We start from the raw sequence: 26,857 nt of genomic DNA, 5'->3' as shown, positions 1-26,857 counted from the left end.
ATGTGTGCACCTGTCAACGAACTGACGGTTTCGTAATCAAATGTTTCCCTTCCTGTAGCACGCGGTGTGCCCGGCCGCTGGAAACGCAAAAGCCCGCCGGTGGCGGGCTTCGATACTGCAATGCAGAGGTGTGGCGGACCGGATGGCGGATGGAACCGCGCAGCGCTAACGCTCCATCCGCGTCCGAACCTTACTGCCGCTGATAAATTTCAGCGCCTTTCTTCATGAACTCGATCGACTTCACTTCCATGCCTTTCTTCAGCGCTTCGTCGTCGGTGACGCCTTGTTGCGCGGCGAACTCGCGTACGTCCTGCGTGATTTTCATCGAGCAGAAGTGCGGCCCGCACATCGAACAGAAATGCGCGACCTTGGCCGAATCCTTCGGCAGTGTTTCGTCGTGGAATTCGCGCGCCTTGTCCGGGTCGAGACCGAGGTTGAACTGGTCTTCCCAACGGAATTCGAAGCGCGCTTTCGAAAGCGCATTGTCACGCACCTGCGCGCCCGGATGGCCCTTCGCCAGATCGGCGGCGTGCGCGGCGAGCTTGTAGGTGATGATGCCGGTCTTGACGTCGTCCTTGTTCGGCAAGCCGAGGTGCTCCTTCGGCGTGACGTAGCACAGCATGGCCGTGCCGAACCAGCCGATCATCGCCGCGCCGATGCCCGAGGTGATGTGGTCGTAGCCCGGCGCGATGTCGGTGGTCAACGGTCCCAGCGTGTAGAACGGCGCTTCGTCGCACCATTCCAGTTGCAGGTCCATGTTCTCCTTGATGAGCTGCATCGGCACGTGGCCCGGGCCTTCGATCATGGTCTGCACGTCGTGCTTCCACGCGATCTGCGTGAGTTCGCCGAGCGTCTTCAGTTCGCCGAGCTGTGCTTCGTCGTTGGCGTCGTAGATCGAGCCGGGACGCAGGCCGTCGCCGAGCGAAAAGGCCACGTCATACGCCTTCATGATTTCGCAGATGTCTTCGAAATGCTCGTACAGGAAGCTTTCCTTGTGGTGAGCGAGACACCACTTCGCCATGATCGAGCCGCCGCGCGAGACGATGCCCGTCATGCGCTTCGCCGTCAGCGGCACATATTGCAGACGCACGCCCGCATGAATCGTGAAGTAGTCGACGCCCTGCTCAGCCTGTTCGATCAGCGTGTCGCGGAAGATTTCCCACGTCAGGTCTTCGGCCTTGCCGTTGACCTTTTCCAGCGCCTGGTAGATCGGCACCGTGCCGATCGGCACCGGGCTGTTGCGGATGATCCATTCGCGCGTTTCGTGAATGTGTTTGCCGGTCGAGAGATCCATCACCGTGTCGCCGCCCCAGCGGATCGCCCACGTCATCTTGTCGACTTCCTCGCCGATGGAAGACGTCACCGCCGAGTTGCCGATGTTCGCATTCACCTTCACGAGGAAGTTGCGGCCGATGATCATCGGCTCGCTTTCCGGATGATTGATATTGTTCGGGATGATCGCGCGGCCGCGCGCCACCTCTTCGCGCACGAACTCCGGCGTGATTTCGGTGAGGCCGTTCGGACCGAACGCGCTCGCGCCGAACGCCTGGCCCGGATGCTGGCGGCCCATCATCGCCGCGAGCTTTTCGCCGTTCGGGCCGCTCGTCTTGAGGCTTTCCAGATACTCGGCGCGGCGCTGGTTCTCGCGAATCGCGATGTACTCCATTTCCGGCGTGATGATGCCTTTACGCGCGTAGTGCATTTGCGAGACGTTCTTGCCGGCGATTGCGCGGCGCGGCGTGCGGTGCAGGCCCTGGAAGCGCAGGTCGGCGGTTGCCGTGTCGGCGGCGCGTTCGCGGCCGAAGTCGCTCGACAGGCCGGTCAGCGCTTCGGTGTCGCCGCGCTCTTCGATCCATGCCTGACGCAGGGCCGGCAAACCGGCGCGGATGTCGATTCTGGCTTCCGGATCGGAGTAGGGGCCTGACGTGTCGTAGACAAAGACCGGCGGATTCTTCTCGCCACCGAAGCTGTCGGGCGTGTCGGCCTGCGAGATTTCGCGCATCGGCACGCGGATGTCGGGACGCGAGCCGGTCACGTAGACCTTGCGGGAATTCGGCAGCGGCGCGACGGCGGCTTCGTCGACATGCGCGTCGGCGGAAAGGAACTTCGGGTTGGCGTTCATGCGTATCTCCATTGCAAAGCTATGTGGGGCGGCTAAGCAGGAGACGAGACGGAAGTGGTCGGAAATCGCGAGAGGTGAGGCGATCAGGCTGGAGTGCGAAATCCGTACGCTTCCCTGCGCTGGCATTATCCAGATCAGGTTCAAAGGGTATTTCTCACCCACGCAACACGGACCTCCAACCTCCGTGCGACGCAGGACCCCCGCGTTAGCAGCGCACACGATACACCGGCCGCCCGCTGCTTGGCAACCCGTCCGGAAACGCCGGATGGCGGATAGCGCAGCGGTCGGCCACGCGCAGGCTGCGTGTCGGAGCGGCCGGCGTCCCGATGCGGCGCGATGCTTTTGCTACGGCGTGGCGCTGTGCTTACAGCGTGAAATCGTCGGCGGCTTCGGGTTGAAACAGGATTTTTTCCAGCTTCAGCACTTTCTCCGTGCCGCTCGGCGGCGTGAAGCGGATGCGCTCGCCGCGCTTCGCGCCGAGCAAGGCGAGGCCGGCCGGCGAGAACACGTTCAGGCGACCGTGCGCGAAGTCCGCGTTGGGCGGATAGACCACCGTCCAGGTCATGTGCTCGCCGCTGGTTTCGTCGACGAGCGTGGCTTGCGAATTCATCGTGACGACATTGGCCGGGATCTCGTGCGAATCGACGATCACGGCGCGCTCCAGGACGTCGTCGAGCATGTCCTGCAAACGCGCGTCGGCTCCCGGCGCGGCCGCGTGCTTCTCGAGACGGGCGACGTCGAGCTCGGTCAGGTAACAGGTTTTCGTCTTTTTCACGATGGGTACTCCAATTCGATCTGCATGTAGGGGAACAGCGTGCGGATGAGATCGGCCCGGAGCCCGACAACGCGGCCCAGGCAATGGAGCGGGCAGCGTTAGATCGGGCGCCGGGCGGCGTGGAGCGGGAGCGTTCGGGACGGCTCGCCAGTACGGCGCGGCATGAACTCCACGCGCGCGCAACCGGTTGCGCGGGGCGGGCGCAAGCGGGAGAAGGCACGGGAAGTCGGAAGGCGCATCGAGATAGCCGGTGGATAGCGAAAGGGGATGAGGCGGGCGCCGCAATGCAGTCGTACGGGCGCGATCGAAAGGTGAATGTTAGCACGGGGTCGCTGCTGTCCGACTTTTGCACAGGGCGGACGCGCCAGTGTCGCAGCGGCAGGCACCGCCCGTTTGCCACGCGATGCCAACCGCCGGAGAAATTGCATGCCCCGTGCCCCGTGTTCAAGCCGGCCGCCATCCGCCCGAACCCATCCGCCCGAACCCATCCGCCCGAACCCATCCGCCCGAACCCATCCGCCCGAACCCATCCGCCCGAACATTACGGATGCCGAATCATGAACAGCCCGGCCGGCGATCTACCCCAAGGCCAACTTTGTTGCAGTAAGCCAAATAGTTACGATTCTTTCAAGCGACGCGGTGGGCGCTTACTGCATAATGCGATGCGCGCCGACCATTCGGCGCGTGTTCGCCGTGGCCCGCTCCGTTTCGGCCGCCGCGGCGTTGTGGCTCCCTTGGCCATCTATCGTCCTTCCGTTCCACCAACATGTCCGTCAGCCTCGCCCGTCAGACCGTATCGCCGATGCGGTGTCCGCCGTCCCGCCTCAGGGTCTTCAGCGGGGGCGCAGCACCTCGAGCGGCATGGGCGGGTTGAACGCATGTCGCTGCAAACCCCAAGCCGTTTTCCGCGTGGTTTCCCGCTCCGTTTGCCGCAGTCGCGCAACGGCCAGCTCGTGCTCGCGCTCGCCGTCGTCTATCTCGTGTGGGGGTCGACCTATCTTGCCGTGCACGTCGCGCTGGGGTCGTTTCCGCCGCTGCTGCTCTCGGGGCTGCGCAATCTGTTCGCCGGCGTAGGGCTCTTCGTTTTCGCGGCGCGGCGCAACCCGGTCTGGCCGGGCGCGGCCGAAATCCGCAATGCCGGGCTGGTCGGCACCATGCTGGTCGGTCTGTCGAGCGGCATGCTTGCCTATGGGATGCGCACGGTCGGCACCGGCACGGCGGCGGTGATGGTCGCCACCGTGCCGCTGTTCGCGACCGTGATCGCGGCGGTGGCGGGGCGCAAGATCGGCCGGGGCGAGTGGTTCGCGGTCGGCCTCGGTCTGGCCGGCATTGCGATTCTCAGCCACGGCGACAGCGCGCCGGGCTCGGCGGGCGGCAGCCTGGCGATTCTGTGCGGCGCGCTTTTCTGGGCGGGCGGCGCGCATCTGGCCGGTCGGCTGAAGCTGCCTTCGGACCTGTTTCTTTCGACGTCGCTGCAAATCGGTCTGGGCGGCGCGATGTCCACGCTGGTCGCATGGGTCTCGGGCGAACGGATGCTCGAGCTGCATTGGCTGCCGCTGCTGGCGTTCATCTACCTGATGCTGATCGGTACGATGGCCGCCTATGTCGCGTACGGTTTTCTGATCCGGCACACCAGCCCGATCATTGCCAGCAGCTGCATGTACGTGAACCCGGTGGTGGCCGTGGCGCTCGGTGCGCTGCTGCTCGGCGAGCCGGTAACGCGCTCCACGGTGGTCGCGACTATTGTGATTCTGGCGAGCGTGGGGCTGTCTTTCTGGTTCGACTACCGGAAGAAGGGGCTCGCCTGAGGTTCACGTGGGGGCTGGTTTGGTTTTGGCTCGGCGATGAATTTGCCTTGAATTTGCCTTGAATATGGCCTTGACCCGGTCGGCGGACCGCTGCCTTCACAGCGCCGCCGCCACTTCCGCGCCTTCGCGAATCGCGCGTTTCGCGTCCAGTTCGGTCGCGACCTTCGCCCCGCCGATCAGGTGATAGCGCGGCCCCCCGGCCCGATGCGCTTGTCCTGCCTCCGGCTGCGAATGCAGATCGCGCAGCGATTCCTGCCCCGCGCATACCACGATCGTATCCACTTCGAGCCATTCCTCGACGTCTTCGCGCGCGATCTTCAACCCGCGCGCGCTGATCTCCAGATACGACACGCCGCCAAGCATTTTCACGCCGTTCCTCGCCAGCGTCGCTCGATGCACCCAGCCGGAGGTCTTGCCGAGCCCCATGCCGAGCTTGCCGGCCTTGCGCTGCAATAGCCATATCTGCCGCGGTGGCTGCGCCGGCGCGGGCGGTTTCAGGCCGCCGCGCTCCTGCACGGCAAGATCCACACCCCATTCGTCGAGCCACGCGTCGCGCGGCATGGGCAGCGGGTCGCCCGCGCGATGCAGCAGAAATTCGCTGACGTCGAAGCCGATGCCGCCCGCGCCGATCACGGCGACGCGCTGTCCGACCGGCGCACCTCGCAGCACGTCCACATATGACAGCACGTTCGCGCCATCGATGCCGGCAATCGCCGGCCGCCGCGGCACGATGCCGGTGGCGACGATCACGTCGTCATACGCGCCCGCGGCGAGCAGCGCCGGATCGACGCGCGTGTCGAGTCGCACGTCGACGCGGTGGCGCTGCAACTGGCTCTGAAAATAGCGGATCGTTTCGCTGAACTCTTCCTTGCCGGGCACGCGCATGGCCAGATTGAACTGGCCGCCGATCGTTGCGCTCGCATCGAACAGCGTCACGCGATGCCCGCGCGAGGCCGCCACCGTCGCCGCCGACAATCCCGCCGGACCCGCGCCGACCACCGCGACCGACCGCGCGGCCTGCGGACCGGCGACGGGCCGGTAGATCAACTCGGTTTCGCGTCCCGCGCGCGGATTGACGAGGCACGTCGCGCGCTGGTTCCTGAAGGTGTGATCGAGGCAGGCCTGATTGCAGGCGATACAGGTGTTGATTTCGTGTGTGCGTCCTTCGGCGGTCTTCACCACGAATTCGGGATCGGCCAATAGCGGCCGCGCCATCGAAACCAGATCGCCCGCTCCCTGTGCGAGCAGTTCTTCGGCGACGTCGGGCGTATTGATGCGGTTCGACACGATCACCGGCACCTTGACGGCGGCCCTCAGGCGCGCGCTCAGCGCGGCGAAAGCGGCGCGCGGCACCGAGGTCACGATGGTCGGCACGCGCGCTTCGTGCCAGCCGATACCAGTGTTGAACATCGTCACGCCGGCGGCTTCGAGCGCGCGGGCGACCTGCACGGTTTCGTCCCACGTGTTGCCGCCTTCCACCAGATCGATCAGCGAGATCCGGTACATGACGATAAAGCGCTCGCCGCACTCCGCGCGCACCCGCTCGACGATCTCGCGCGCAAGCCGCATACGGTTCTCGATGCTGCCGCCATAGGCGTCGGTGCGCCGATTGGTGCGTGGACACAGGAACTGGTTGAGCAGATAGCCTTCGCTGCCCATGATCTCGACGCCGTCGTAACCCGCGCGTTGAGCAAGACGCGCGCAGCGCGCATAGTCGCGCACGGTCTTCGCAATGCCGGCGATGCTCAGCGCGCGCGGCTTGAACTTCGAGATCGGCGATTTGAGCGCCGACGCGGAAACGACGAACGGTTGATAGCCATAGCGGCCCGCATGCAGGATCTGCAGCGCGATCTTGCTGCCTTCGGCATGGACGGACTCCGTCAACTGCCGGTGATTGCGCAGATCGAACACGGAATTCAGCGTGCCGCCGAACGGCAGCAGCCAACCCTGGCGATTCGGCGAGATGCCGCCCGTGACGATCAGACCGACGCCGCCTTTCGCGCGCTCGCGGAAATACGCGGCCAGCTTCGGGTAATTCCAGAAGCGGTCTTCCATGCCCGTATGCATCGAACCCATCACCACGCGGTTGCGCAAACGGGTGAAGCCCAGGTCGAGTTCGGCGAGTAAGTGTGGGTAAGGCATGCGGAGGACCGTGTAAGTATTGGATGCGCACGAACAATACACCGCGTTGCGTGCCAACCCTCCGAGGAAAAATTCTAATCCTCGCAACCCGTTGCTCCGTAAGACATTCTTCAGCCGCCACCAGCCATATCGGAGCCCGCGGCACGCGCATTGCTCGAAGCGAGCGTCCATCGACACGGACCGCGCCGTTCGGAAAAGGCGCGATGTGCGGCAGGGATAGGAGGGGGTGCTCCGTTTCGGAGAGCCGGACTGACACCGTTCCAACGACCAGCGAACGAGGTTTCAGCCGGCATGTTGTCCGAAGCGGGACGTCCACAAATCAATGGGCAGAGAGCCCGATAACATCGATAGGTGAACATAATGAAACTGATCCGAAGCGTGGTGGCAATGGCGGCGGTGGCATCCACTCTGAGCGCGTGCGGCGGCGGTTCCGACGACGCGGGCAAGGAACTCGGCCTGACCAATCCGGAGATCCATTTCATCCATGCCATTCCCAGTGGCCCGGCAGTCGACTTTCTCGTGAACGGCACTGCGCCTTCGGGACAGACGAACATCAACTATAAAGGCGTGACGAACTTCACCAATATCAACACGGGTGCGACCACCGTCGCTTACTCGGCGACCGGCACGACGACCGCGCTCGCGAGCGGCAGCTTTCCGGATGTCGCGAAGGGCCACGAATACACTGTGCTCGCCTTGCCGGGTCTCGCCACGCCGGACATCGGCCTGATCGACGATCCGTTCGACAAGGGCCTGCTCTCGAATAGCGCGCGTTTGCGCGGCTTCAATGCGTCGGCGAACGCGACCAATCTCGACCTGTATCTGGTCCAGTCCACCTCCACGGACATTACCAACGTCGCGCCGACCATGGCCGGTGTGGCCTTCAAGAACGCGGTGCCGGCGAGCGGCCAGGATTCGATCTATGTGTCCGGCGGCACGTACGTGCTGATCGCGACCGCGGCCGGCAGCAAGACGCCGATCTTCCAGTCGACGGCGTTCACGCTGTCGAACAATGCCGACTGGCTGGTGACGTCGGTGCCGATCGCCGGTGCGCTGAGCCAGCTCGTGCCGGGCCAGATTCATTTGCTGGTGGCACAGAACGGCAATACGCAGACGCCGAGCGTCGAATTGACGAACACGCTGACGGGCCAATAAGCACGCTGCAAACGTCTGCAATCCGCCTGTATCGAAGCCCGAACGAGGCAGGCGCAGGCAAGAACGACAAGTCCTGGGGAGGACGGAGCGGCGGTCCACGCGAGTGGACCGCCGTTTTGTTTGCGGCGTCGATCACGCGCGGCAGCGACAGCGGGGACCGATGCGAGCATGAAGCGCGCGTGACGTATAAGTACGCGTGTCATGAGGCGTTCATGAAGTACGACGCGTACCACCCGTCCAGCGAAGTACGACGCGTACCACCGTCCAGCCGCAAAAAAACCCGCCGCGGTTCTTCCCCGCGGCGGGCTCTCCCTATCCCTCATGCCAGGCGCTGCAAAGCGCCGGCCGTGTGCTTCTTATGAGCCGTTCACTTGGCCTGATCGGCCGAGTTGGTGATAGCGTTGCCACCCTTCGAAATATCCTGCCCGGCCCCCGCCATCGTGTTGCAACCGGCGAGCGCAGCTGTCCCTGCAATGAGAAGCAAAGCGATCAGTCGATTCATGAAAGTTCTCCTTGTCGAGAATGCATCGGTTGACGTGCCCATGTTGTACGGCACGTGCTAGCTGAGCTAGCTGTCGTCCGACCGGGGCTTACGCCAGTCGATCCGGTCTGATTGCATGGTAAAAAAAGGGCGAAGCCGGCGCTGTCGGCTGCGCTGCGATTTTCATGTAGGCGTGCTCCGGTGTTTGCGTCGGCGCACTCCTACAAGCCTCCCCGGCGCGCTGCGTGAGCCTTTGCTAGACGGGCGTTCGCGTGGGCGTGGCCGGCGGCAGATCGACCGAAGGCGTCGCGGTGCTGACGCTCGGCATCTCCACGTGGATGTCGGTGCCGTTGGGCACGCCGCGCCGGATCTCGAAGCGCCCGCCGTGCGCCGCGACGCGCTGGCGCATGCCGAGCAGCCCGTGAGTGTGGGTGCGCTTCAGATCGGCCGGCATGATGCCGACGCCGTTGTCGGCGATATGCAGGGCCACCTGGCCGTCGCCGACCTGCAAGGCGATCGAGACCTTCGACGCGCGCGCGTATTTGGCCGCATTGGTGAGCGACTCCTGCGCGACGCGGAACAGTGCGATTTCGGTCTGCTCGTCGAGCTGGATGTCGTCGGCGGGCAGGTGCAGGTCGAGCGTCCAGTTGTTGCGCTGCGCGGCTTCGTCGGCGAGCGTGCGCAACGCGGTGACGAGCCCGAAGTTCGCCAGCACGGTGGGCCGCATGTCTTCGATGATGCGCCGCTTGAGCGCGATGCCCTGGTCGAGATTCGCGAGCGCCCGCCTGAGTTTCTCCGAGATGTCCGGCTCGCTGTCCTTCAGCTTGCGGTTGGCCCATGCCACGTCCATCTTGCTCGCGGTCAGAATCGCGCCGAGCTCGTCGTGCAGTTCGCGCGCGAGCTGGGTTTTTTCGTTTTCGCTGACGGCCTGCAGGTGCCAGCCGAGCGCCTCCAGCTGACGGGTGCGTTCATTGACGAGCTGGTCGAGTCCTTCCTGTTGTGTGATCAATTGACGCTGCACGCGCGCCTGACGATCGATCTGAATGCCGAGATTGCGAAACAGCAGGATGAACAGCACGATATTCAGCGCCGACAGACCGGCTGCGCATAGTGTGGAAATGCGCTGATCGCCGCGGCTCGCGGCGAGCGCGTGTTGCGCGCGGCGCTCCTCGTTGTCGCGCAGCAGCGTGAGCGTGCTGTCCACGAGAGATGCGTCGGCCGGATTGGCCTCGCTCGCGCCGCCGCACGCGGCCAGGTCGAGCGGATGCGGCGCCGCGCGCTGCAGCGCGGACGCGCCCGCGCCGATACGCGCCTCGATCAGCGCGAGAATCTGCGTGAAGCTCGCGAGTTCGGCGCTGTCCGCCTTGCCGCTGCGGTAGAAGCGGTTCAACTGCTGCTCGCTCTGACGGATGCGCACAGCGGTAGCGCAGAATTCGCGCGCGGAGGCGTCCTGTCTTGTCAGAAGAAAATCGCTTTGCTGCGCGCTCAGATGCGATAGCTGGCTCGCGAGCGTGCTCAGCTGTACGGTGACGTCGCGTGCTTCGAGCGCGGTCTCGTACTCGGCGGCAATGCGCTCGCGCGCGGTTTCGAGAATCACGAGGCCGCCCACGGTAATGACGATCGCCACCGTCATGGCGATCGCCCAGCTGCGGTTGCGCATCCAGTCGCTCAACCGGGCAGCGGTTCCAGCATCGACCGGGTTCGACACGTTCTGCACATTTGGCACATTCGGCTCCTCTGATGGGGCATCAGTGTAACGTCCGCCGCTTGCGGCGCCCGCGCGACCGCTCCTGCAATGCAGCACGCCGTAACGCGGCCGTAATCCAATGTCAGCGGATTCTCACACGAAAACCGGCGTGCGTCGGAATGCGCCCGGCGTCACTGATCGTTAGGATGGACCTGATCGTTCAATCAATGTTTCGGGAGGAAGCCATCATGCTGAAATGGGCGTTGTTCTTCGCCGTCGTCGCGGTGATCGCCGGGGTTCTTGGCTTTACCGGCGTAGCGGCAGGCGCGGCCGCGATTGCCAAGTTCCTGTTTATCGTATTCGTGATTCTGTGCGTGGTGTTCCTCGTGCTGGGCTTCGTGGTGACGAAAAAGATCGTCGATTAGCGCTGCTCAACGAAGCCTTCGCAAACCATGCTTTTGAGCGCGGCGGACGGTTCACCGGTCAACGGCCTGTGCCGCTGCCACACAGATACCAACAGGAAGGAGAGTCGCCATGCTTCACTATGCCATTGTCTTTTTCGTGATCGCGATCATTGCCGCCGTGTTCGGTTTTACCGGAATCGCGGCAGGAGCAGCCGAAATTGCAAAGATCCTGTTCTACATTTTCCTCGTCGTGTTCGTGGTCACGCTGCTGCTCGGCGTATTCCGAACGTAGACGGGCATTGCCAGCAGCCATTCCTTGTATTCCTTGCGCCGGCGCATCAGGCGCGATTCGTGCGTGATGCGCAATTCCCCCATACCGGATAAAGGAGAAATTCAATGTCGAAGCTACCTGGCGCCCAGGGCGCGGCCACTCAATCCAGTGATCCGTTCGTGATAGACCTGAAAAAGATCCGCGAAGACGCGCGCAAGCACATGTCGGACGGCTCGGTCACGCAAAGCTACGGCGCGGATCGCGAGACGGTGCTGAAGCTGTGCAACGACGCACTCGCCACCGAAATCGTCTGTGTGCTGCGTTACAAGCGGCATCACTTCATGGCCAAGGGCATCAACTCCGAGGCGGTGGCCGCGGAGTTCGCCGAACATGCAGCGGAAGAGCAGGAACATGCCGACAGCATTGCCGAGCGCATCGTGCAACTGGGCGGCGAGCCGGATTTCGCGCCGGACGGTTTGAAAACGCGTTCGCATTCGGAATACAAGGAGGGCAGCAACCTCACGGACATGATCAAGGAGAACCTGATCGCCGAGCGCATTGCGATCGACACGTATCGCGAGATCATCCGCTATCTCGGCGATAAGGACGTGACGACCCGCCGTATGTTCGAAGACATTCTGGCAGTCGAAGAAGAGCACGCAGACGACATGGCGGATCTGCTCGAAGGCCGCGAGTAAGCGGGGGCGGCGCAACGGGCGCGGGTGGATCGGGCGGGTTTCCCGCGCCGCCATGCGCCGCCGGGTTTTGCGATTCCGGCAGAAGCCAGACCGGAGGTCATTACAATGTCTGCTTTGGAGCGACTCCATTGCACGGACACCCAAACCGATGATTCGAGTGTTGATAGCTGACGACCATGCGATCGTCCGAGGTGGCTTCAGGCAGTTCGTCGCTGACGAGCCGGATATGTGCGTCGCGGCTGAAGCGGCCACCGGCGACGAAACCATCAGCCTCGTGCGCGAGCAGGCGTTCGACGTGGTGCTGCTCGACATCGCGATGCCGGACAAGAACGGCATCGACACCTTGCGCGTGATCAAGCAGGTGCGCCCGGAGCAGGGCGTGCTGATTTTATCGGGCTACCCGGAGAGCCAGTACGCGATCAACCTGCTGCGCGCGGGTGCCAACGGTTATCTGAACAAGGATTGCGAGCCCGACGAGATCGTGCGGGCAATTCGCGCGGTAGCGCGCGGGCACCGTTATCTCTCCGAGGCGGTCGCCGATACGCTCGCCGACAACCTCGACAAACCGGCTGTCGGGCGGCCGCATGAAGCGCTCTCCGAGCGCGAGTTCCAGATCTTCTGCAAGCTCGCGGCGGGGCAGATTCCCACGGAGATTGCGGAGGAACTGCATTTGTCCGTGAAGACGGTCAGTACCTATCGGGCCCGTGTGCTGGAGAAAATGCGGTTGGCGAATAATGCCGATCTGACTTATTACGCGATCAAGAACGGCCTGATCGAATAATGGACGATCGAGATATGCCGATGAACAGCGAATCCAACCCTGTTGCCGAGCCGGCCAGCCGCACGCCATTGCGCGTGTTGCTGATCGAGGATTCGCCGCTGATTCGCCGAAGCCTGGTGGAAGCGATCGACGCCTCCGGTCTGCTCAAGGTGGCGGCCTATGCGGATTCGGCGGACGAGGCGATCGCCCTGTTGAGCGACGAGTCGTTCGACGCAGTGATCGTCGACCTGCAGTTGAAGCAGGGTTCGGGTGTGCCGGTACTGGCCTACCTGCAACGGGAAGGGTTGATCGACACGGTGTTCGCCGCGGTCCTGACCAATCATGCGCTGCCTGCCTACCGCGAGCGCTGCGAGCAGTATGGCGTGCGCCACTTTTACGACAAGTCGTTCGAGTTCGACCGGGTGATCGACGCGCTGCACGACTATGCGCACGCGCGGAACGGCAAATGAGCGCCCTGCGCAGTCAAGGGACGACTGACTAAACCTTCGCGGCGCGAGCGGGAAGCGCCAGATGATTCCACGCCGCCAGCCCGGCGAACACGAGCCCGGCAGCGCTCACGCCGAGCCATCCGAAAGCCGGCCACACGGCCGCGCCCACGCCGGAGCCGATCGCTCCGCCAATGAAATACGCCACCATGTACACCGTATTCACGCGGCTGCGCGCGTCCGGCTTGAGTGCGTAAATGCGCGACTGATTGGAGATCTGCGCGGCCTGCACGCCGATATCGAGAATGATCACGCCGACCACCAGGCCCGCAATGCTTTTCGCCGATGCGCCGAATACGACAAACGAAATCGCCACCAGCACGATCGACACGGTGATGATGGCGCGCGGTCCGCGCCTGTCGGCGAACTTGCCGGCGAGCGGCGCGGCCATCGCGCCTGCTGCGCCGACGATACCGAACAACCCGGCCGCCTGCGGCCCGAGATGAAACGGCGCGCCGGCCAGCAGCAAAGCCAGCACCGACCAGAAAATGCTGAACGCCGCGAACAGGGCCGCGCCGGTGAGCGACGCTTCGCGCAGCGCGCGATGCTCGACCAGCAGATGCCACATCGACACCAGCAGCTTGCCGTAGGGCAGCGTCGAAGTGGGCTGGCTCTTCGGCAGACGCAGAATGATGACGACCGCCAGCACCAGCAACGCGACCACGGACGCGCCGAATACCGCGCGCCAGCCGAAATATTCGGCGATCACACCCGAGGCCGTTCGCGCCAGCAGGATTCCCAGCAGCAAACCGCTCATCACCGTGCCGACCGCGTGACCGCGTTCCGCCGGCGGCGCGAGTTCCGCCGCGAACGGCACGGCTTGCTGCGCGATGGTGGCCAGCACCCCGATCGCGAGACTCGCGACGATCAGCACGGACAGCGTCGGCGCCGCGGTCGCCACCACCAGCGCGACGCAGATTCCCACGATCTGCAGCAGGATCAGACGGCGCCGGTCGAAGCGGTCGCCGAGCGGCGCCAGCAGCAGCATGCCGGCCGCGTAGCCGAGTTGCGTGACGGCCGGCACCGCGCCGACCCACGACGCGCTATGCGGAAACGACTGGCGGAAGTCGTCGAGCAGCGGCTGGTTGTAATAGATGTTCGCGACCGCGACGCCGGCGATGGTGGCGAGCAGAAGCAGCAGGCCGCGCAGCGACCGGTCGGCGGAAGCGGGGGTGGACGCGTTGGAAGTGGACATGAGAGAGGGCGGTCGACGGACCGGCCCATGCGCGGTCCTCAAGCGTGCCGATCATACCGGAGCGAGGCGGATCGTGCTGACGGCCGCGAGCGCCGAGAAAGCGCCGCATACGGCTCGCATGAACAGGGTCACTGCAAAAGCGCCGCTTGAAAACGCCGCGCGAACAAAATGAGATGGTCGTTCGGTTTTCGTTCGTAGAATCGGCGCGCGTTATCCGGTTATCCGGCTATCCGACCCACACGACTATCAGAACGACTCCATGCCCTCGACCACTCGCCATGAATCTCTGCGCATCCGCGGCTGGCTGCTGCTCGCCTTGACCTGCCTTGCCGCCTGGGTGCTCCATACGGCGCTTACGATGCGCGATCCGCTCAAGCTGATGCTCGAATGGGAACTGCTGGCCGTATTCGTACGACGCGAAACGCACGGCTGGTATCGCGCCGTGATCGCGATGGTCGGCTGCGACGTGGTGACGGGCGCGTTCATCGTTGCTGGCGCGGGTTGGCTGGCGCTGCTCGCGTGGCGCAGATCGGCGCGCTTTGTGGCGCAGGTGCAAGCATGGCTCGTCGCCATTGTCGTGATGCGTACCGGCGCATATCTGCTCGGCGATTACATGACGCACGCCATTGGCATCGACATTGCCGTTCCGTACGACGGCGTCATGCAGGCGGTCGTTGCGGCCGCGCTCGGGATTCCGTATTTCAGGTCGTCCCGGCGCGTGCATGAGACTTTCATCGGCGCGTGAGCTGCGAGCGTCAATCGATCAGATCGCCCTCGGGCTCGTAAAAAGGATACGGCCCATCGGCGGCATCCACATACGCATGATGCGTGACGATACCGGTTGCCGGATCGTAGTGATGCAGCGCATAGGCGGGCGGCTCCATCATGAACGCGGACGGCGCATCTTCGCGCAGATCGAGCGCGACCTGATGCGCGGGCGCCGGCACCGCGGAGGCGATCGTGCCGCCAAAGCGCACGAACATGGGCCGGTGCACGTGCCCGCAGATCACCCGCTCCACGTTCGGATAGCGCGCGATCAACGCCGCGAGTCTGCCGGCGGCGGCGGGATCGAGCCGCAGTTCGTCCATATGCCCAATGCCGCACACGAACGGCGGATGATGCAGCGCGACGATGGTCGGCTTGCCTTGGGCCGCATCGAGCTGAGCGGCGAGCCAGGCGAGCCGCGCGTCGCATAGATCGCCCGCGCTTTGGCCCGGCACCATTGAATCGAGCGCGATGAGTCGCAGCGCTCCGAGATCGACCGCGTATTGCACGAACTCACCACCGCTCGCCAGTTCCTTGCGATCGGGAAACGCGGCGCGCAACGCAGCGCGTTCGTCGTGATTGCCGACCAGCATGAAGTAGGGAATTTCCAGCGGCGCAAGCAGTGTCTTCAGGTGCTCGTACTGTTCGGGATCGCCCTGATCGACGAGGTCGCCGGTCATGATCACCGCGTCAGGACGCGGTTCGAGCGCATTCAGGGCGGCGACGCAGCGTGCGAGATAGGCGCCGGTATCGACGCGGCGGTAAGCGAGCGCGCCGGGCCGTTTGATATGCAGGTCGCTAATTTGAGCCAGCAGCATGGGGATGTCCTTTTTATAGCGCGCCATGACAACAGCGCGGCTTCATTACGATAGCGCAATCAACGCGTCCTGCGCGATTGAAATGCCGACCGGCGTGCCGCGCGCCAATTCCACCCGGCCGGCTACGTCGATCAGCAGCGCGTCCGGTGCGGCGCCGCCGACCGTCAGCCGTGTCCGTTCGCCGAGAAACGCGGTGCTTTCGATATGGCCACGCAATTGCGCATGAGCCGGGTCGGCAAGATAAGCGTCTTCGGGACGGAAGAAAATTTCGTGTGCCTGGCTCGCGTGGGTAGAGCCTGCGGGCAGCGGCACGGCGCCGCCGGTGGTCGTCAGCATGCCGTCGCGCCGCTCGCCCGCGAGCCGGTTGATCGTGCCGACGAACTGCGCGACCGTGCGGTTGGCGGGGCGGTAATAGATCTCGCGCGGCGAACCGATCTGCTCGATGCGCCCCGCGCTCATCACGACGATGCGGTCGCCCAGTTCCATCGCTTCGGCCTGATCGTGCGTGACGTACACGGTCGTGATGCCCAGCTCGCGCAGCAGCGTGTTCATCTCGCTGCGCAAAGCGTCGCGCAAACGCGCGTCGAGCGCCGTGAGCGGTTCGTCCAGCAGCAGCACGCGCGGCTGCACCGCGAGCGCGCGAGCGAGCGCGACACGCTGGCGCTGGCCGCCCGAGAGCTGATCGATCGGTTTGTCCGCGTGAGCGGTCAGACGCATCATGCCGAGCAATTCGTCGACGCGCTGGCGCACGGTTTCGGCCGGCACACGTTTGATTTTCAGGCCATAGCCGATGTTGCCGCGCACCGTCAGGTTCGGAAACAGCGCGTAGCTCTGGAACACCATGCCGACCTGGCGCTTTTCGATCGGCAGGGCGGTGACGTCGTCGTCGCCGAACGCGATGCGGCCGCCCGCGTCCGGTGTTTCGAGCCCGGCGATCATGCGCAGTGTCGTGGTCTTGCCGCAGCCGGACGGCCCGAGCAGCACCAGCGTTTCACCGGCGCCGATATGCAGGTCGAGCGGTTCGAGCACGCGCGTGCCGCGAAACGTTTTCGCGCATTGCGTCAGCGCAATGGGTACAGCAGCGGGAACGGAAGCGAGTTTCATGGCTGGGTGGACTTCGAAGGGGAGGCGGCAGCACGCTTTTTCGCCGCGCTGCGCTGGCCGGTCGCATCGACGCCGAGCCACTGCATCGCGACGAGCAGGGGCATCGTCATGATGAAAAACAGAATCGTGTAGGCGCTGCCGATCTCGATGCGCAGCGACGCGTAGGTGTCGGCGAGACCTACCGGCAGCGTTTTGGTATCGGGCGTGTGCAGCATCCACGTGAGGTTGAATTCGCCGATCGAGAGCGTCAGCACCGCCAGCGCGCCGGCCACGATGCCGGGCCGCGCGTTCGGCAGCACGATCGTCAGGAAGCGCTGCGGGAAGCTCGCGCCGAGACTCGCCGCGCCTTCTTCGAGCGTGCGCAGATCGCTGCTCGCGCACACGGCGGCGACCGCGCGCACCATGAAGGGCAGCGTGAACACCACATGGCCGACCACGATAAACGCCGCGCTCATGCGGAACATCGTGAAGCCGCCGTAGACCACCAGCAGCGCGAGCGCTGACGCGAGACCGGGCAGCGCGATCGGCAGCACCAGAAACTCTTCGACGATGCGCGAAAGACGCGTCTTGCTGCGCGCGAGCACGTAACCCGCGGGCACGCCGGTCAGCAGCGTGACGACCAGGGTCGCCGCCGCCACTTCGAGCGAGAGAAACACCGAGCCGTGATATTGCGTCCACACTTCCGCGAGCCAGCGCAGCGTGAGTCCGCTCGACACGCCCTTGAAGTAGTTGACCGTCAGCCCCGCCATGATCGACATGACGACAGGCACGATCAGGAACGCGCACAGCAGCAGCGTGACGAGCCATTGGCCGGTGGCGAGCCACGTTCTGGCGGAAGGCAGGCGCGGCCACGAGCGCGGCTTCGTGGCGGCCTGTAAAGGCGTGGCGATGGAGTTCATTGAGGTCCTGTTTTCCGGGCTGGCCGCAGGTTTGGCAGAAGTGCCGGGAGCGGGGCTGCCAGCGGGCTTCTCAGCAGGTCTGTCAGCGCCGGTTCCGGGCATGCGGTTCATGCGCTTGCCGCCACGGCCGAGCCGCTCACGCTGCGCGCCAACGCCAGGACCGCCCACGTCACCAGGCCGAGCACGATCGAGAGCCCGGCGGCCGTCACCATGTTCGCGTTGAGGGTGAACTCGGTGTAGATGGTCATCGGCAGCACGTCGATGTCCGTGGCAAGTGTGAAGGCGGTGCCGAATGCGCCCATCGCGGTGGCGAAGCACACGGCGCCCGCTGCGATCAGACCCGGCGAGAGCGCGGGCAGCACGACGTCGCGCATGATCCGCCACGGCGACGCGCCGAGCGAGCGCGCGGCTTCTTCGAGCGACGCGTCGAGCTTGGTCGCCGACGCCATCACGGTGACGATCACGCGCGGAATCGAGAAGTACAGATAGCCGAGAAAGAGCCCGCTCATCGAATACGCGAACACCCAGCGGTCGCCCGTGAGTTTCAGCGAGAGCGCGCCGATCAGTCCCTGGCGTCCCGCCAGCATGATGACCATGAAACCGACCACCACGCCGGGAAATGCCAGCGGAAACGTGAGCAGGGCGAGCAGCGTGCGTTTCAACGCAAACTCGCGGCGCGCCAGCAGCAGACCCGCGATCACCGAGAGCACCAGCGTCGCCGCCGTGACTGCCGCGGACAGCAGAACCGTCGCGCCGAGGCTCGACATGTAGCGCGGATTGGTCAGCATCGCGCGATAGGTGGCGAATGGGTGGCCGTCGCCACTCAGTTGCGCGAGCACGCCCATCGGCAACAGCCAGAAGGCGATGAACACCGCCAGCGCGGGCGCGATCAATGCGATGCGCCAGCGCAGCGGGAACGTGACGTCGGTCAATGCATCACCTGCAGATAACGCTCGCCGAAGCTCGACTGCTTCTCCGCCATCTTGCCGAAGTCCACCGGTTTGGCACGCGCGTAGTCGCTCGCGGGCAGGAATTTCGCGGCGGTTTCCGGCGTCATCGCATTCGCGCGGACCGGACGCAGATAGGCGTCGGCCCACAGCTTCTGGCCTTCGTCGGAGAGCACGAAATCTAGCACCTTCTTGCCGTTCGCTTCATGCGGCGCGCCCTTCACGAGGCTCATTACGTACGGCACCGAGATCGTGCCTTCCTTGGGAATCACGAATTCGACGTTCGCGTGATCCTTGTACTTCGCGCGATAGGCGTCGAAATCGTAGTCGAGCAGGATCGGAATTTCACCGGACATCACGCGGGCATACGCGGTCTGCTTCGGCACGATCGGCGCATTGGCCTTGAGCTTGCGGAACCAGTCGAGGCCCGGCTCGAAGTTGTCGAGCGTGCCGCCGAGCGCCTGATTCACCGCGACCGCGCCCGCATAGCCGGCGAACGCGCTCGACGGATCGAGGTAGCCGATCATGCCTTTGTACTCGGGCCTAAGCAGGTCGGCCCACGAGCGCGGCACGGGCTTGCCTTCGAGCGCGTCCTTGTTGACGAAAAAGCCCAGCGTGCCCGAATGAATCGAGAACCAGTAGCCCTGCGGGTCTTTCATGTTGGCGGGAATGTCATCCCAATGCGCGGGCTTGTACGGCTGGATCACGCCCTTGTCCTTCGCCTGGAATGCCGACGAAACGCCGAGATACACCACGTCGGCGACCGGGCTTTTCTGCTCGGCCATGAGTTGGGCGATCGACTGGCCGGAGTTCTTGTTGTCGAACGGCACGCGAATGCCGGTCTTCTGCTGGATCGCCTTGATCTGGCTTGCCCAGTCGGCCCATTCGGGCGGGCAGTTGTAGCAGATCGCGGTTTCGTCGGCGTGCGCGAGCGACGGCGCGGCCAGAGTCAATACGAGTGCCGATGCGGCAAACGCGGCGCGCGCCAACTGACGCACCCGAACAAAAGCGGTGGAGGAACGACGGGTCACTGCAATCTCCCAGAGATGGACAAGGTGGCTTCAGCGGTTGTGTCGGGTACGAATGAACGGACGGAATGCACGTCACGTTTTGCGGCTTCCGGACCGCGCGGGCATGCCGTGCTGTCCGGGATGTAAACGTTTTCGTCGAGCGGATTATCGGGAACGTATGTGACGACGCTATGACGTGTGCGTTGCCGTTACGGCGTGGGTGTAAAGAGTGTCATGAAGAAGACGGACGGGTGCTTCGGGTCGAGCATCGAAACGCTAAAAGACGTGGTCTTCCAAAGACTGCGCTGCTCTTATCTGTTTGCGGTCCTGCTAAACAGTCGTGGAATGTTTTTCGAGGGAATCCCGGGATGCTGCAGATTTGAAGGTCGATAGTCCGGCCGGGACGCCAGGGCGCCAGTCATCAGGGCGTTTTATTTAACGTCGGGTTTTTTGCCTGATTTTGCGCGTCATTCGTATTGCGCAGCTAACGTGTTCAGGCGAGCACGCGCGAGGGCTCATTGCGGTTCGAAATCGCCGCGATGGTGGCGCCCTTGCGCAAGCTGTGCGGCAAGGTCAGCGTGAGCGACGTTTCGTTCAACGCTTCGTAACTGCCGGTCACGCGCGCGAGCAAACGCTGCCAGGCCGCGCAGCCGATTTCCCGATTCGGCGCGCAGATGCTGGCAAGCGGCGGCGACAGCAGTTCGCCCATTGCGAGGCCGTCGAAACCGAGAATCGACATGTCGTTTGGAATCTGCAGACGCGCGCGGCGCAGGCCGCGCATCACCACCATCGCCAGCAGGTCGTTGCTGCAGAAGAGCGCGCTGGGGCGATTCGGGCCGCTCGTCAGATGGGCGAGCACCGCGGGCGAGAGTTCCTCCGCATTGAAATCGACTTCGAGCGCGGGCGCCGGCATGAGGCCCGCTTGCTGCATTGCCTGCGAATAGCCGAGATGCCGCTGACGCGCGCGGTCGGAGGCGGCCAGCGTGCCCGCGAGCATGAGAATGTGGCGATGGCCGTGGGCGATCAGCATGCGCACGCCGTCATAGGCGGCGAGACGGTTGTCGACCGCGACCGATGGACGGCGCACCGTGTCGTTATGCATCAGCACGTACAGCAGTCCTGCGCGGTCGAGTTCGTCGAGCAGCGGATGTGTGTCGGCGTCGGCGACCGTCAGGATCAGGCCTTCCACGCGCTGTTCGCGCAGCGTTTCGATAGCGTGGCGTTCGCGCTCGGCGTCGTACTGCGTGGTCATCAGCATGAGCCGGTAGCCTTGCGCCGAAGCGAGTTCGTCGATGCCTTGCAGGCATTCGGCGAATACGGGATTGGCGAGCGTCGGCAGGATGACGCCGATCAGCCGCGTGCGTTCGCCGCGCAATTGGCGGCCGAGCGGGCTGGGGCGAAAGTGCAGGGCGTCGATGGACTGACGCACTTTGTCGAGCGTGACCGGGTTGACGGTGTGCGGCGCGTTGATCGCGCGCGATACCGTGGCGATGGAGAATCCGGCGTGGGCGGCGACATCTTTGATCGTCGGAGTCATGAGTTTCCGCTCGGCTCGTAAACGTTTTCGTGAGCGGATTATCAGGAAGGTTTGTGACTCCCGGATGACTTCGGTTTTTGCCGGTGCGGCGCCTGGGATCGGGATGTCGTGGCGGCGCCGCGCCGGGTTGGAGCGCTCGCGGTGAAATGGTAGAATTCGCGTCCACCTGCGTTCCGACCCTGCCGGGGTGATGAAATTGGTAAACATAGCGGACTTAAAATCCGCCGCTTCACAGCTTGCCGGTTCAAGTCCGGTCCCCGGCACCACTCCAGCTTTCCGCTTATTTCCTTCTTCTCCCTCCCTCCCTTTCTTGCGCAGTAAGGTTTTTTCCGGCTGATCGCGGCACGAGGCGCACGCCTTTCCTCGCCTTTCCTCGCCTTTCCTGGCAGTAAGGTTTAGGGGTTGCCACAAATTCCACGAACAAAGGCGGCAGTCGGCTCCACGCACTGCCGCGTGCGTACGCTTGCCGCCGCAACCGACCTGCTCAATCCATCACCGCGGCTGCGCACCACGCTCTTTCTTCCCACGATTGGCGACATGCGCCAACACCCGCTGCGCAGATAAGCGCGGACCCTCGCAGAGGCGTTCCGCGCCACAAATCATGATTAATGTTCAATAACATAAAAATTATTGTACATTTTTTTTGTAAAACATAAGCTGCGTTCAATCGATACACGGCTCCCGCGCGGCGACGAGTCGATTCCCGTAGCGACGAGGCACGTGACAAGCGTTTTTTCTCAAAACTCATATGTTAGGAATACTACATTTACAGGGGAACGTGAAATGAAGAATTGGGTTGGCGCAGTCGTCGCATTTGGCTGGTTGGCTTCAGCAACCGATCTCGCCCACGCGCAGAGCAGTGTGGCTTTGTATGGATTGATCGACGAAGGCTACACGTACGTTTCCAACATTGGCGGGCACAGCTCGAACGCTTTGGCTAGCGGGATCGCGCACGGAGACCGCTGGGGGCTCAGGGGAACGGAAGACCTGGGCGGCGGTCTTTCCGCGATCTTCGACCTTGAAGGCGGCTTCAATCTCAACACGGGTGCGACAGGCAACGGCGGCGCGATCTTCGGCCGCCAGGCGTGGGTTGGCCTGCAAAGTCAGAAGTGGGGCGCCGTGACTGCGGGTGATCAGTACGACATCATTTCGGACTACATGTGCGATTACAACGTCGGCTTCTACGCGAGCGGATATGGTATTCACGAAGGCGACATCGACCGGATGGAGTGCGACCGCCTGCCTAACGCCGTCAAGTACACATCGCCCAGAATTGGCGGCTTCAAGGGCGGCATCATGTACTCGTTCAGCAACGTTCCTGGAAGCTTCCACACGGGCAGTGCGTGGGAAGTGGGTGGCAGCTACATTTTCGGCCCGCTTCACCTGGGGGTGGCCTGGGCCTCGCTGCCGGGCAAATCGATCGATCCGTATGGGCAGCTTGGCACGCCGGTATTCTTCGGGCAGGCAGTCGCCACGGTCACCAGTACGAAAGCAACCGATCTGAACACCGCCTTCGTGCTCAACAAGTACAACATCTTCGCAGTCGGCGGAAGTTACAAGTTCGGCAAGGTGACGGTGATGGCCAACTTCACGAACACGGAGTTGGGCTACCACGGCATGACCTCATACATGCATGTATTCGAGGGGGGCGCGATCTACAACCCCACGCCGGCCTGGGGGCTGATTGCAAGCGCCCAGCATGATGCACTTCAGGGTCATGCGTGGAATCAGGTGTCGGCTGGTGTGCAGTACTATCTGTCGAAACGCACCACGGTGTATGTGTCCGGCGACTATATCAAGGCATCTGCCGGGGTCAATCCGGAACTCGGATGGTTCGTGAACCCGTCGCTCACCAACAAGCAGATGGACGCACGCCTCGGCATCACTCACAAGTTCTGAAGCGGCTAACTTCGGTATTCCCACGCCACAAAGCCCCGAGCCGCGCGCAACGGCTCGGCGTTTTCGTTGGAGAAGAAGCAGCCGTCCAATGCAGACATGGCTATTCTCTCGAAAGCATGCCTTCGCCCCGGCGGGATGCGTGAGCCAGCGCGTCGGCGATCGCGTCGGCGTTGTCCGCGGTGATATTCGCGCTCGTGGCCACGCGTATGAAGGGGCGCGGTGTGACCTGAAAACTGGAACCCGGCTGCACCGCGATCCCGCGCGCGGCGAGCGTGATAAGGGCGAATTGCTCGTCAGGCACCGGCAGCCAGATGCACAACGCGTCGCGGCCCGAAACGGGCAGGCCACGCTCGGTCATCGCGGCCCCGAGCGTTTCGCGGCGTTGTGCATAAACGCTGCGCGCGTGCTCGATCTCCTTCAACGATTTGGGCGTGGTGAGCAGATGGGCAGCGGCGCCCTGCAGAATCCGGCTCGTCCAGCCTTCGCGAAAGTTGCGGTATGCCTGAATCTGATCAGCGAATTTGCCTGAACTCGAAAGCACCGCAAGCCGGAAGTCGGTGCCCAGCGATTTCGACATGGTGCGGATATGCACGACGCGATCGGGGTACATACTGCCGAGGCTCAGAGGCCGTTGGCTCGCGAGACCGGCAAGGCCGTCCAGTTCAATGATGAGCGTGTCGTTGTCCTTGAACAATGCGCCGAGCTGTTTGAGGCGCTTTGCGCTCAGGCGTTCGCCGGTGAGTGCATGGGAGCCGGGCTGAAAAAGAAACACGGCCGGTTTTTCATTCAGCGCGGCCGCGAGGGATTCAGGCAACGGTCCCTCTGCGTCGCACGTTACGCCCACGACGCGCGCGCCGAGCTTTTCCAGAATATCGAATACCCGCAACGCGGTGGGATCCTCGATCGCGACGGTCGCGCCGGGCACGACGATGGTTTGCAGCGTGGTGTGCAGGCCGTCGTATCCGCCGTTCACGGCCGTGAACGTGCAGCCTTCGTACGACCAGTCCTGCGTTATCACTTCTTCCAGTTCCGGCGCAATGGTGTCGCGCACATAGCTGTTCAGATGACTCACACGATGTGCCTTCGACAAGGCCTCGCGAATATCCGGCAGCAACTGCGGATCGGGCGACGCGAAACGCAGGTCCGCGACGATGTTCTCGCCGTAGTTCGCAAAGTCCTCGTACCGCGCCGGACGTAGCGAGGTCTGGTCGCCGCGCACCCACGTTCCCGTGCGGCCGCTGCCGCTCACCATCCGGTACGTGCGCAACTGTTTCCATGCGCCGGAGATGGTTGCGGGGCTCACCCCCATCGCGTCGGCCAGATCGCGGACCGGCGGAAGTTGCGAGCCGATTGGAATCGTGCCGTTGCGGATCAGGTTCGCGACTTCGAGCGCGATGCCTCGCATTGTCCGGGCGGTGACGAGTTCAACAAGAGTCTCGAGGGTCATCATTTTCTTTATGTTCAATAACAAAAAAACGATTGTACATTTTTTTTGATGTACATAAGCTGTTTTTCATTCGATAACGCTTCGCTTCGATTGTCAGCTACCGCTGTGTCGGGTGCCCGCTGCGCGACCTGAGGCTTGCGGGCCGTAAGAACAAGACAGCTAACAATCGGAGTGTACGTACCGCGCAAGGCAACGCGTAGACACGCGTTGCCGACGTAAAGCGGACAACGTGCGCGCCGTCGCTATCGAACAGGTTAACCGGCGAACGAGCCGGGGTTCATCACATTTGCAAATACCACATGCAATGCACGTTCGGAGTTGTCATGCAACAGCAGCCAGGCGGTGGTGAGAGGCGGAGTCGCAATGCTTAAGATTGGCGTTGATATTGGCGGTACGTTCACCGATTTCGCGGCCTGGCGAGAAGGCGGCGAGGGGCGCGTGGAAACGTTGAAAGTGCCGTCCACACCTCCGGATTTCGCCGAAGCCTTCAAGTCGGGCTGCAATGAAATACTGAAACGGATGGAGCCGCACACGCACGAGGAAATCGTGGTCGTGCACGGCACGACAGTGGCCACCAACACCGTGATCGAGCGCAATGGTCCCTCTATTGCACTGTTCACGACGGAGGGCTTTCGCGACATCCTCGAATTGCAGCGACTGCGTTTGCGCCGCGCGATCGATCTGTTCGGCAACCGGGTGGACCCGCTGATTCCGCGCGAACTCGTGTTTGAAATTCCGGAGCGGAGCGGATCGGATGGACGTATGCGCACGCGGCTCGACCTGGACGCGGTCAAGCATGCGGCGCACGCAGCGAAAGAGGCGGGAGTGGAAGGCATCGCGATTGCCTTCCTGCATAGCTTTCGCAATCCGTCGCATGAAATCGCGGCACGCAAGGCCGTGATCGAAGCGACGGGCTTGCGCAACGTGTCGATCTCCAGCGAGATCTGGCCAAAGATCGGCGAGTACGAACGGGCGATCGTCGCGGTGCTCAACACATACGTGAAGCCGCGTATGAGCGCTTACATCGGCGAGATCGAACGTTGGCTGGCCGCGCGTCTGCCGAATGCGAAGCTCTTCATCATGCAGTCGAACGGCGGCGCACTCTCTGCCGACGAGGCGCGCGAATTGCCCGTCCATACGCTGCTGTCGGGCCCGGCCTCCGGCGTGACGGCGGCGCAAAGCCTTGGTGCCGCGCTGAACGAGCGCTGCATGTTGACGATGGACATGGGCGGTACGAGCACCGATCTCTCGCTGATTCAGGACAACGAGCCGTCGATCACCGGCGACGCCGAAGTAGGCGACTTCCCGCTGATGATGCCGGTCACCGGCATCGAAGCGATCGGCGCGGGCGGCGGCTCGGTCTGCTGGATCGACGGCGGAGTGCTGCGGGTCGGCCCGAAAAGCGCGGGTGCGCGTCCGGGTCCGGCATGCTTCGGCCACGGCGGCACGCTGCCGACGGTGACCGACGCATACCTGCTGTGCGGTTTCATCGATCCGCTGCATTTTCTCGGCGGACGCATGACGCTCGACGTCGACGCCGCACATGCCGCAATGCAGCCCGTGGCCGACGCATTGAAGATGGACGTCGTGTCCGCGGCGCAGGCCTGCCTCACGGTGGCGACGTCGAACATGGTGGCGAGCGTGCTGCCGTATCTGGCGCGCTATGGCCTCGATCCCGCCGACGTGACGCTGGTGGTCTACGGCGGCGCGGGCTCGCTGCACGGCCCGCTGCTGGCGACGGAACTGGGCATCGGGCGCGTGCTGGTGCCGGGCATGCCTTCGGTGTTCTGCGCATATGGCGGCCTGGTCGCCGGCCTCACGCACGACGCCGTGAAGAGCGTGCAGGGCGTGACAGTGGACGGCGCCCTGATCCAGCGCGAATTCGCCGGCCTCGAACAGAGTGCGCGTGAATGGCTCGCGAGCCAGGACGTCGGCGTGAGTCTGCGCGAGGTCGAGATCGAGCAGCGCGCGGAAGCGCGATATCGCGGCCAGTCATTCCAGCTGATAGTGAACGTACCGCCGGTGGCCATCGCCCGTGGCGACGTCGCGGCGATCGAAGACGAATTCCACCGCCAGCACGAGCGTCTCTATGCGCACGCCGATCCGGCGGCGCCGGTGGAATTGACCGAATTGCGCCTGCGTATTCGCGGCAAGCTGCCGATGCCGTCTGCCGGCGTATCCGGCACGCAGCAAAGCGCACCGGTCGCAGGCGCCGCCGACGGAGCCCGCAGCGGCGCACGGACGTTGCATATAGCGGGCGCCACGCAGGCCGCGTGCGGCGTCTATGCCCGCGAGCGACTGCGCACCGGCGACACGCTCGTGGGCGTCGCGATCATCGAACAGCACGACACGACGATTCTGGTGCCACCACACTACCGGGCGACCGTCGATGCCCACGGCAACATCCTGCTTGAGAAGGAGTCTTGA

At 63.7% G+C, this 26,857-nt stretch carries 23 protein-coding genes, 1 tRNA gene and 1 riboswitch; of the genes, 11 read left to right on the top strand and 13 right to left on the bottom strand.

Going from position 1 to position 26,857, the window contains the following annotated elements:
- Positions 1-190: 190 nt before the first annotated feature.
- Together thiC and BXE_RS14715 are read right to left on the bottom strand one after the other, a co-directional pair.
- Complete coding sequence (thiC, locus tag BXE_RS14720; protein WP_011489077.1) at positions 191-2,122, bottom strand: phosphomethylpyrimidine synthase ThiC; 1,932 nt, start codon at positions 2,120-2,122, stop codon at positions 191-193.
- A 93-nt stretch (positions 2,123-2,215) separates the two neighbouring features.
- Positions 2,216-2,334, bottom strand: a riboswitch (TPP riboswitch).
- Between the two features lie 152 nt (positions 2,335-2,486).
- Positions 2,487-2,897 carry a GreA/GreB family elongation factor gene (locus tag BXE_RS14715; protein WP_011489076.1) on the bottom strand — a complete coding sequence of 137 codons (411 nt, stop codon included), beginning with the start codon at positions 2,895-2,897 and terminating at the stop codon, positions 2,487-2,489.
- A gap of 878 nt (positions 2,898-3,775) precedes the next feature.
- Here BXE_RS14715 and BXE_RS14710 point away from each other — a divergent pair.
- Positions 3,776-4,705, top strand: a complete 930-nt coding sequence (locus BXE_RS14710; RefSeq protein ID WP_011489075.1) for an EamA family transporter — start codon at positions 3,776-3,778, stop codon at positions 4,703-4,705.
- A 96-nt stretch (positions 4,706-4,801) separates the two neighbouring features.
- Here BXE_RS14710 and BXE_RS14705 read toward each other — a convergent pair whose 3' ends face one another.
- Complete coding sequence (locus BXE_RS14705) at positions 4,802-6,847, bottom strand: NADPH-dependent 2,4-dienoyl-CoA reductase (RefSeq protein WP_011489074.1); 2,046 nt, start codon at positions 6,845-6,847, stop codon at positions 4,802-4,804.
- Between the two features lie 360 nt (positions 6,848-7,207).
- On the opposite strand from BXE_RS14705, the gene BXE_RS14700 reads away from it, so the two are divergent.
- On the top strand, positions 7,208-8,002 hold the full coding sequence (locus tag BXE_RS14700) for a DUF4397 domain-containing protein (RefSeq protein WP_011489073.1): 795 nt from the start codon (positions 7,208-7,210) through the stop codon (positions 8,000-8,002).
- A 367-nt stretch (positions 8,003-8,369) separates the two neighbouring features.
- Here BXE_RS14700 and BXE_RS14695 read toward each other — a convergent pair whose 3' ends face one another.
- On the bottom strand, positions 8,370-8,504 hold the full coding sequence (locus tag BXE_RS14695) for an entericidin A/B family lipoprotein (protein ID WP_007181189.1): 135 nt from the start codon (positions 8,502-8,504) through the stop codon (positions 8,370-8,372).
- A 235-nt stretch (positions 8,505-8,739) separates the two neighbouring features.
- Complete coding sequence (locus BXE_RS14690; protein ID WP_011489070.1) at positions 8,740-10,209, bottom strand: sensor histidine kinase; 1,470 nt, start codon at positions 10,207-10,209, stop codon at positions 8,740-8,742.
- A 209-nt stretch (positions 10,210-10,418) separates the two neighbouring features.
- On the opposite strand from BXE_RS14690, the gene BXE_RS14685 reads away from it, so the two are divergent.
- The 5 genes from BXE_RS14685 to BXE_RS14665 all read left to right on the top strand — a co-directional run bounded on the left by BXE_RS14685 (position 10,419) and on the right by BXE_RS14665 (position 12,773).
- The gene (locus BXE_RS14685) at positions 10,419-10,595 is read left to right on the top strand and encodes a DUF1328 domain-containing protein (protein WP_007181191.1); all 177 of its coding nucleotides are present in this window, start codon (positions 10,419-10,421) and stop codon (positions 10,593-10,595) included.
- A 109-nt stretch (positions 10,596-10,704) separates the two neighbouring features.
- Complete coding sequence (locus tag BXE_RS44295; protein ID WP_006052455.1) at positions 10,705-10,866, top strand: DUF1328 domain-containing protein; 162 nt, start codon at positions 10,705-10,707, stop codon at positions 10,864-10,866.
- Between the two features lie 104 nt (positions 10,867-10,970).
- On the top strand, positions 10,971-11,543 hold the full coding sequence (locus tag BXE_RS14675) for a ferritin-like domain-containing protein (RefSeq protein ID WP_011489068.1): 573 nt from the start codon (positions 10,971-10,973) through the stop codon (positions 11,541-11,543).
- Between the two features lie 148 nt (positions 11,544-11,691).
- Positions 11,692-12,324: a response regulator gene (locus tag BXE_RS14670; protein ID WP_011489067.1), complete on the top strand. Its 633-nt coding sequence runs from the start codon at positions 11,692-11,694 to the stop codon at positions 12,322-12,324.
- A 20-nt stretch (positions 12,325-12,344) separates the two neighbouring features.
- Positions 12,345-12,773: a response regulator gene (locus tag BXE_RS14665; RefSeq protein ID WP_038458683.1), complete on the top strand. Its 429-nt coding sequence runs from the start codon at positions 12,345-12,347 to the stop codon at positions 12,771-12,773.
- Between the two features lie 28 nt (positions 12,774-12,801).
- Here the strand turns inward: BXE_RS14665 and BXE_RS14660 are convergent, their stop codons facing one another.
- Positions 12,802-14,004, bottom strand: coding sequence for an MFS transporter (locus BXE_RS14660; RefSeq protein ID WP_011489065.1), 1,203 nt, complete (start codon positions 14,002-14,004; stop codon positions 12,802-12,804).
- Positions 14,005-14,263: 259 nt separating this feature from the next.
- On the opposite strand from BXE_RS14660, the gene BXE_RS14655 reads away from it, so the two are divergent.
- Positions 14,264-14,749, top strand: coding sequence for a DUF2569 domain-containing protein (locus BXE_RS14655; protein ID WP_011489064.1), 486 nt, complete (start codon positions 14,264-14,266; stop codon positions 14,747-14,749).
- Between the two features lie 10 nt (positions 14,750-14,759).
- Here the strand turns inward: BXE_RS14655 and BXE_RS14650 are convergent, their stop codons facing one another.
- From BXE_RS14650 to BXE_RS14625, 6 genes are all read right to left on the bottom strand, one after another.
- The gene (locus BXE_RS14650) at positions 14,760-15,587 is read right to left on the bottom strand and encodes a phosphodiesterase (protein WP_011489063.1); all 828 of its coding nucleotides are present in this window, start codon (positions 15,585-15,587) and stop codon (positions 14,760-14,762) included.
- A 45-nt stretch (positions 15,588-15,632) separates the two neighbouring features.
- The gene (locus BXE_RS14645; RefSeq protein WP_011489062.1) at positions 15,633-16,691 is read right to left on the bottom strand and encodes an ABC transporter ATP-binding protein; all 1,059 of its coding nucleotides are present in this window, start codon (positions 16,689-16,691) and stop codon (positions 15,633-15,635) included.
- On the bottom strand, positions 16,688-17,590 hold the full coding sequence (locus BXE_RS14640) for an ABC transporter permease (protein ID WP_011489061.1): 903 nt from the start codon (positions 17,588-17,590) through the stop codon (positions 16,688-16,690). Before BXE_RS14640 ends, BXE_RS14645 begins: the two co-directional genes overlap by 4 nt.
- Positions 17,591-17,697: 107 nt before the next feature.
- A complete protein-coding gene (locus BXE_RS14635; RefSeq protein ID WP_011489060.1) occupies positions 17,698-18,522 on the bottom strand; it encodes an ABC transporter permease in 825 nt (274 codons plus the stop codon).
- A complete protein-coding gene (locus tag BXE_RS14630; protein ID WP_011489059.1) occupies positions 18,519-19,568 on the bottom strand; it encodes an ABC transporter substrate-binding protein in 1,050 nt (349 codons plus the stop codon). Before BXE_RS14630 ends, BXE_RS14635 begins: the two co-directional genes overlap by 4 nt.
- Before the next feature lie 472 nt (positions 19,569-20,040).
- Complete coding sequence (locus BXE_RS14625; protein WP_011489058.1) at positions 20,041-21,084, bottom strand: LacI family DNA-binding transcriptional regulator; 1,044 nt, start codon at positions 21,082-21,084, stop codon at positions 20,041-20,043.
- A gap of 181 nt (positions 21,085-21,265) precedes the next feature.
- On the opposite strand from BXE_RS14625, the gene BXE_RS14620 reads away from it, so the two are divergent.
- Both BXE_RS14620 and BXE_RS14615 read left to right on the top strand, forming a co-directional pair.
- Positions 21,266-21,350 (top strand) — tRNA-Leu (locus BXE_RS14620).
- A 517-nt stretch (positions 21,351-21,867) separates the two neighbouring features.
- On the top strand, positions 21,868-22,983 hold the full coding sequence (locus BXE_RS14615; RefSeq protein WP_011489056.1) for a porin: 1,116 nt from the start codon (positions 21,868-21,870) through the stop codon (positions 22,981-22,983).
- A gap of 100 nt (positions 22,984-23,083) precedes the next feature.
- On the opposite strand, the gene BXE_RS14610 is transcribed toward BXE_RS14615, so the two are convergent.
- The gene (locus tag BXE_RS14610; protein WP_011489055.1) at positions 23,084-24,433 is read right to left on the bottom strand and encodes a PLP-dependent aminotransferase family protein; all 1,350 of its coding nucleotides are present in this window, start codon (positions 24,431-24,433) and stop codon (positions 23,084-23,086) included.
- Between the two features lie 360 nt (positions 24,434-24,793).
- On the opposite strand from BXE_RS14610, the gene BXE_RS14605 reads away from it, so the two are divergent.
- Positions 24,794-26,857, top strand: coding sequence for a hydantoinase/oxoprolinase family protein (locus BXE_RS14605; protein ID WP_011489054.1), 2,064 nt, complete (start codon positions 24,794-24,796; stop codon positions 26,855-26,857).

The sequence above is a fragment of the Paraburkholderia xenovorans LB400 genome, from assembly GCF_000013645.1.
Classification (GTDB): domain Bacteria; phylum Pseudomonadota; class Gammaproteobacteria; order Burkholderiales; family Burkholderiaceae; genus Paraburkholderia; species Paraburkholderia xenovorans.
The sequence above is the reverse complement of the archived record's forward strand: the minus strand, read 5'-3'. Positions and strand labels throughout refer to the sequence as shown.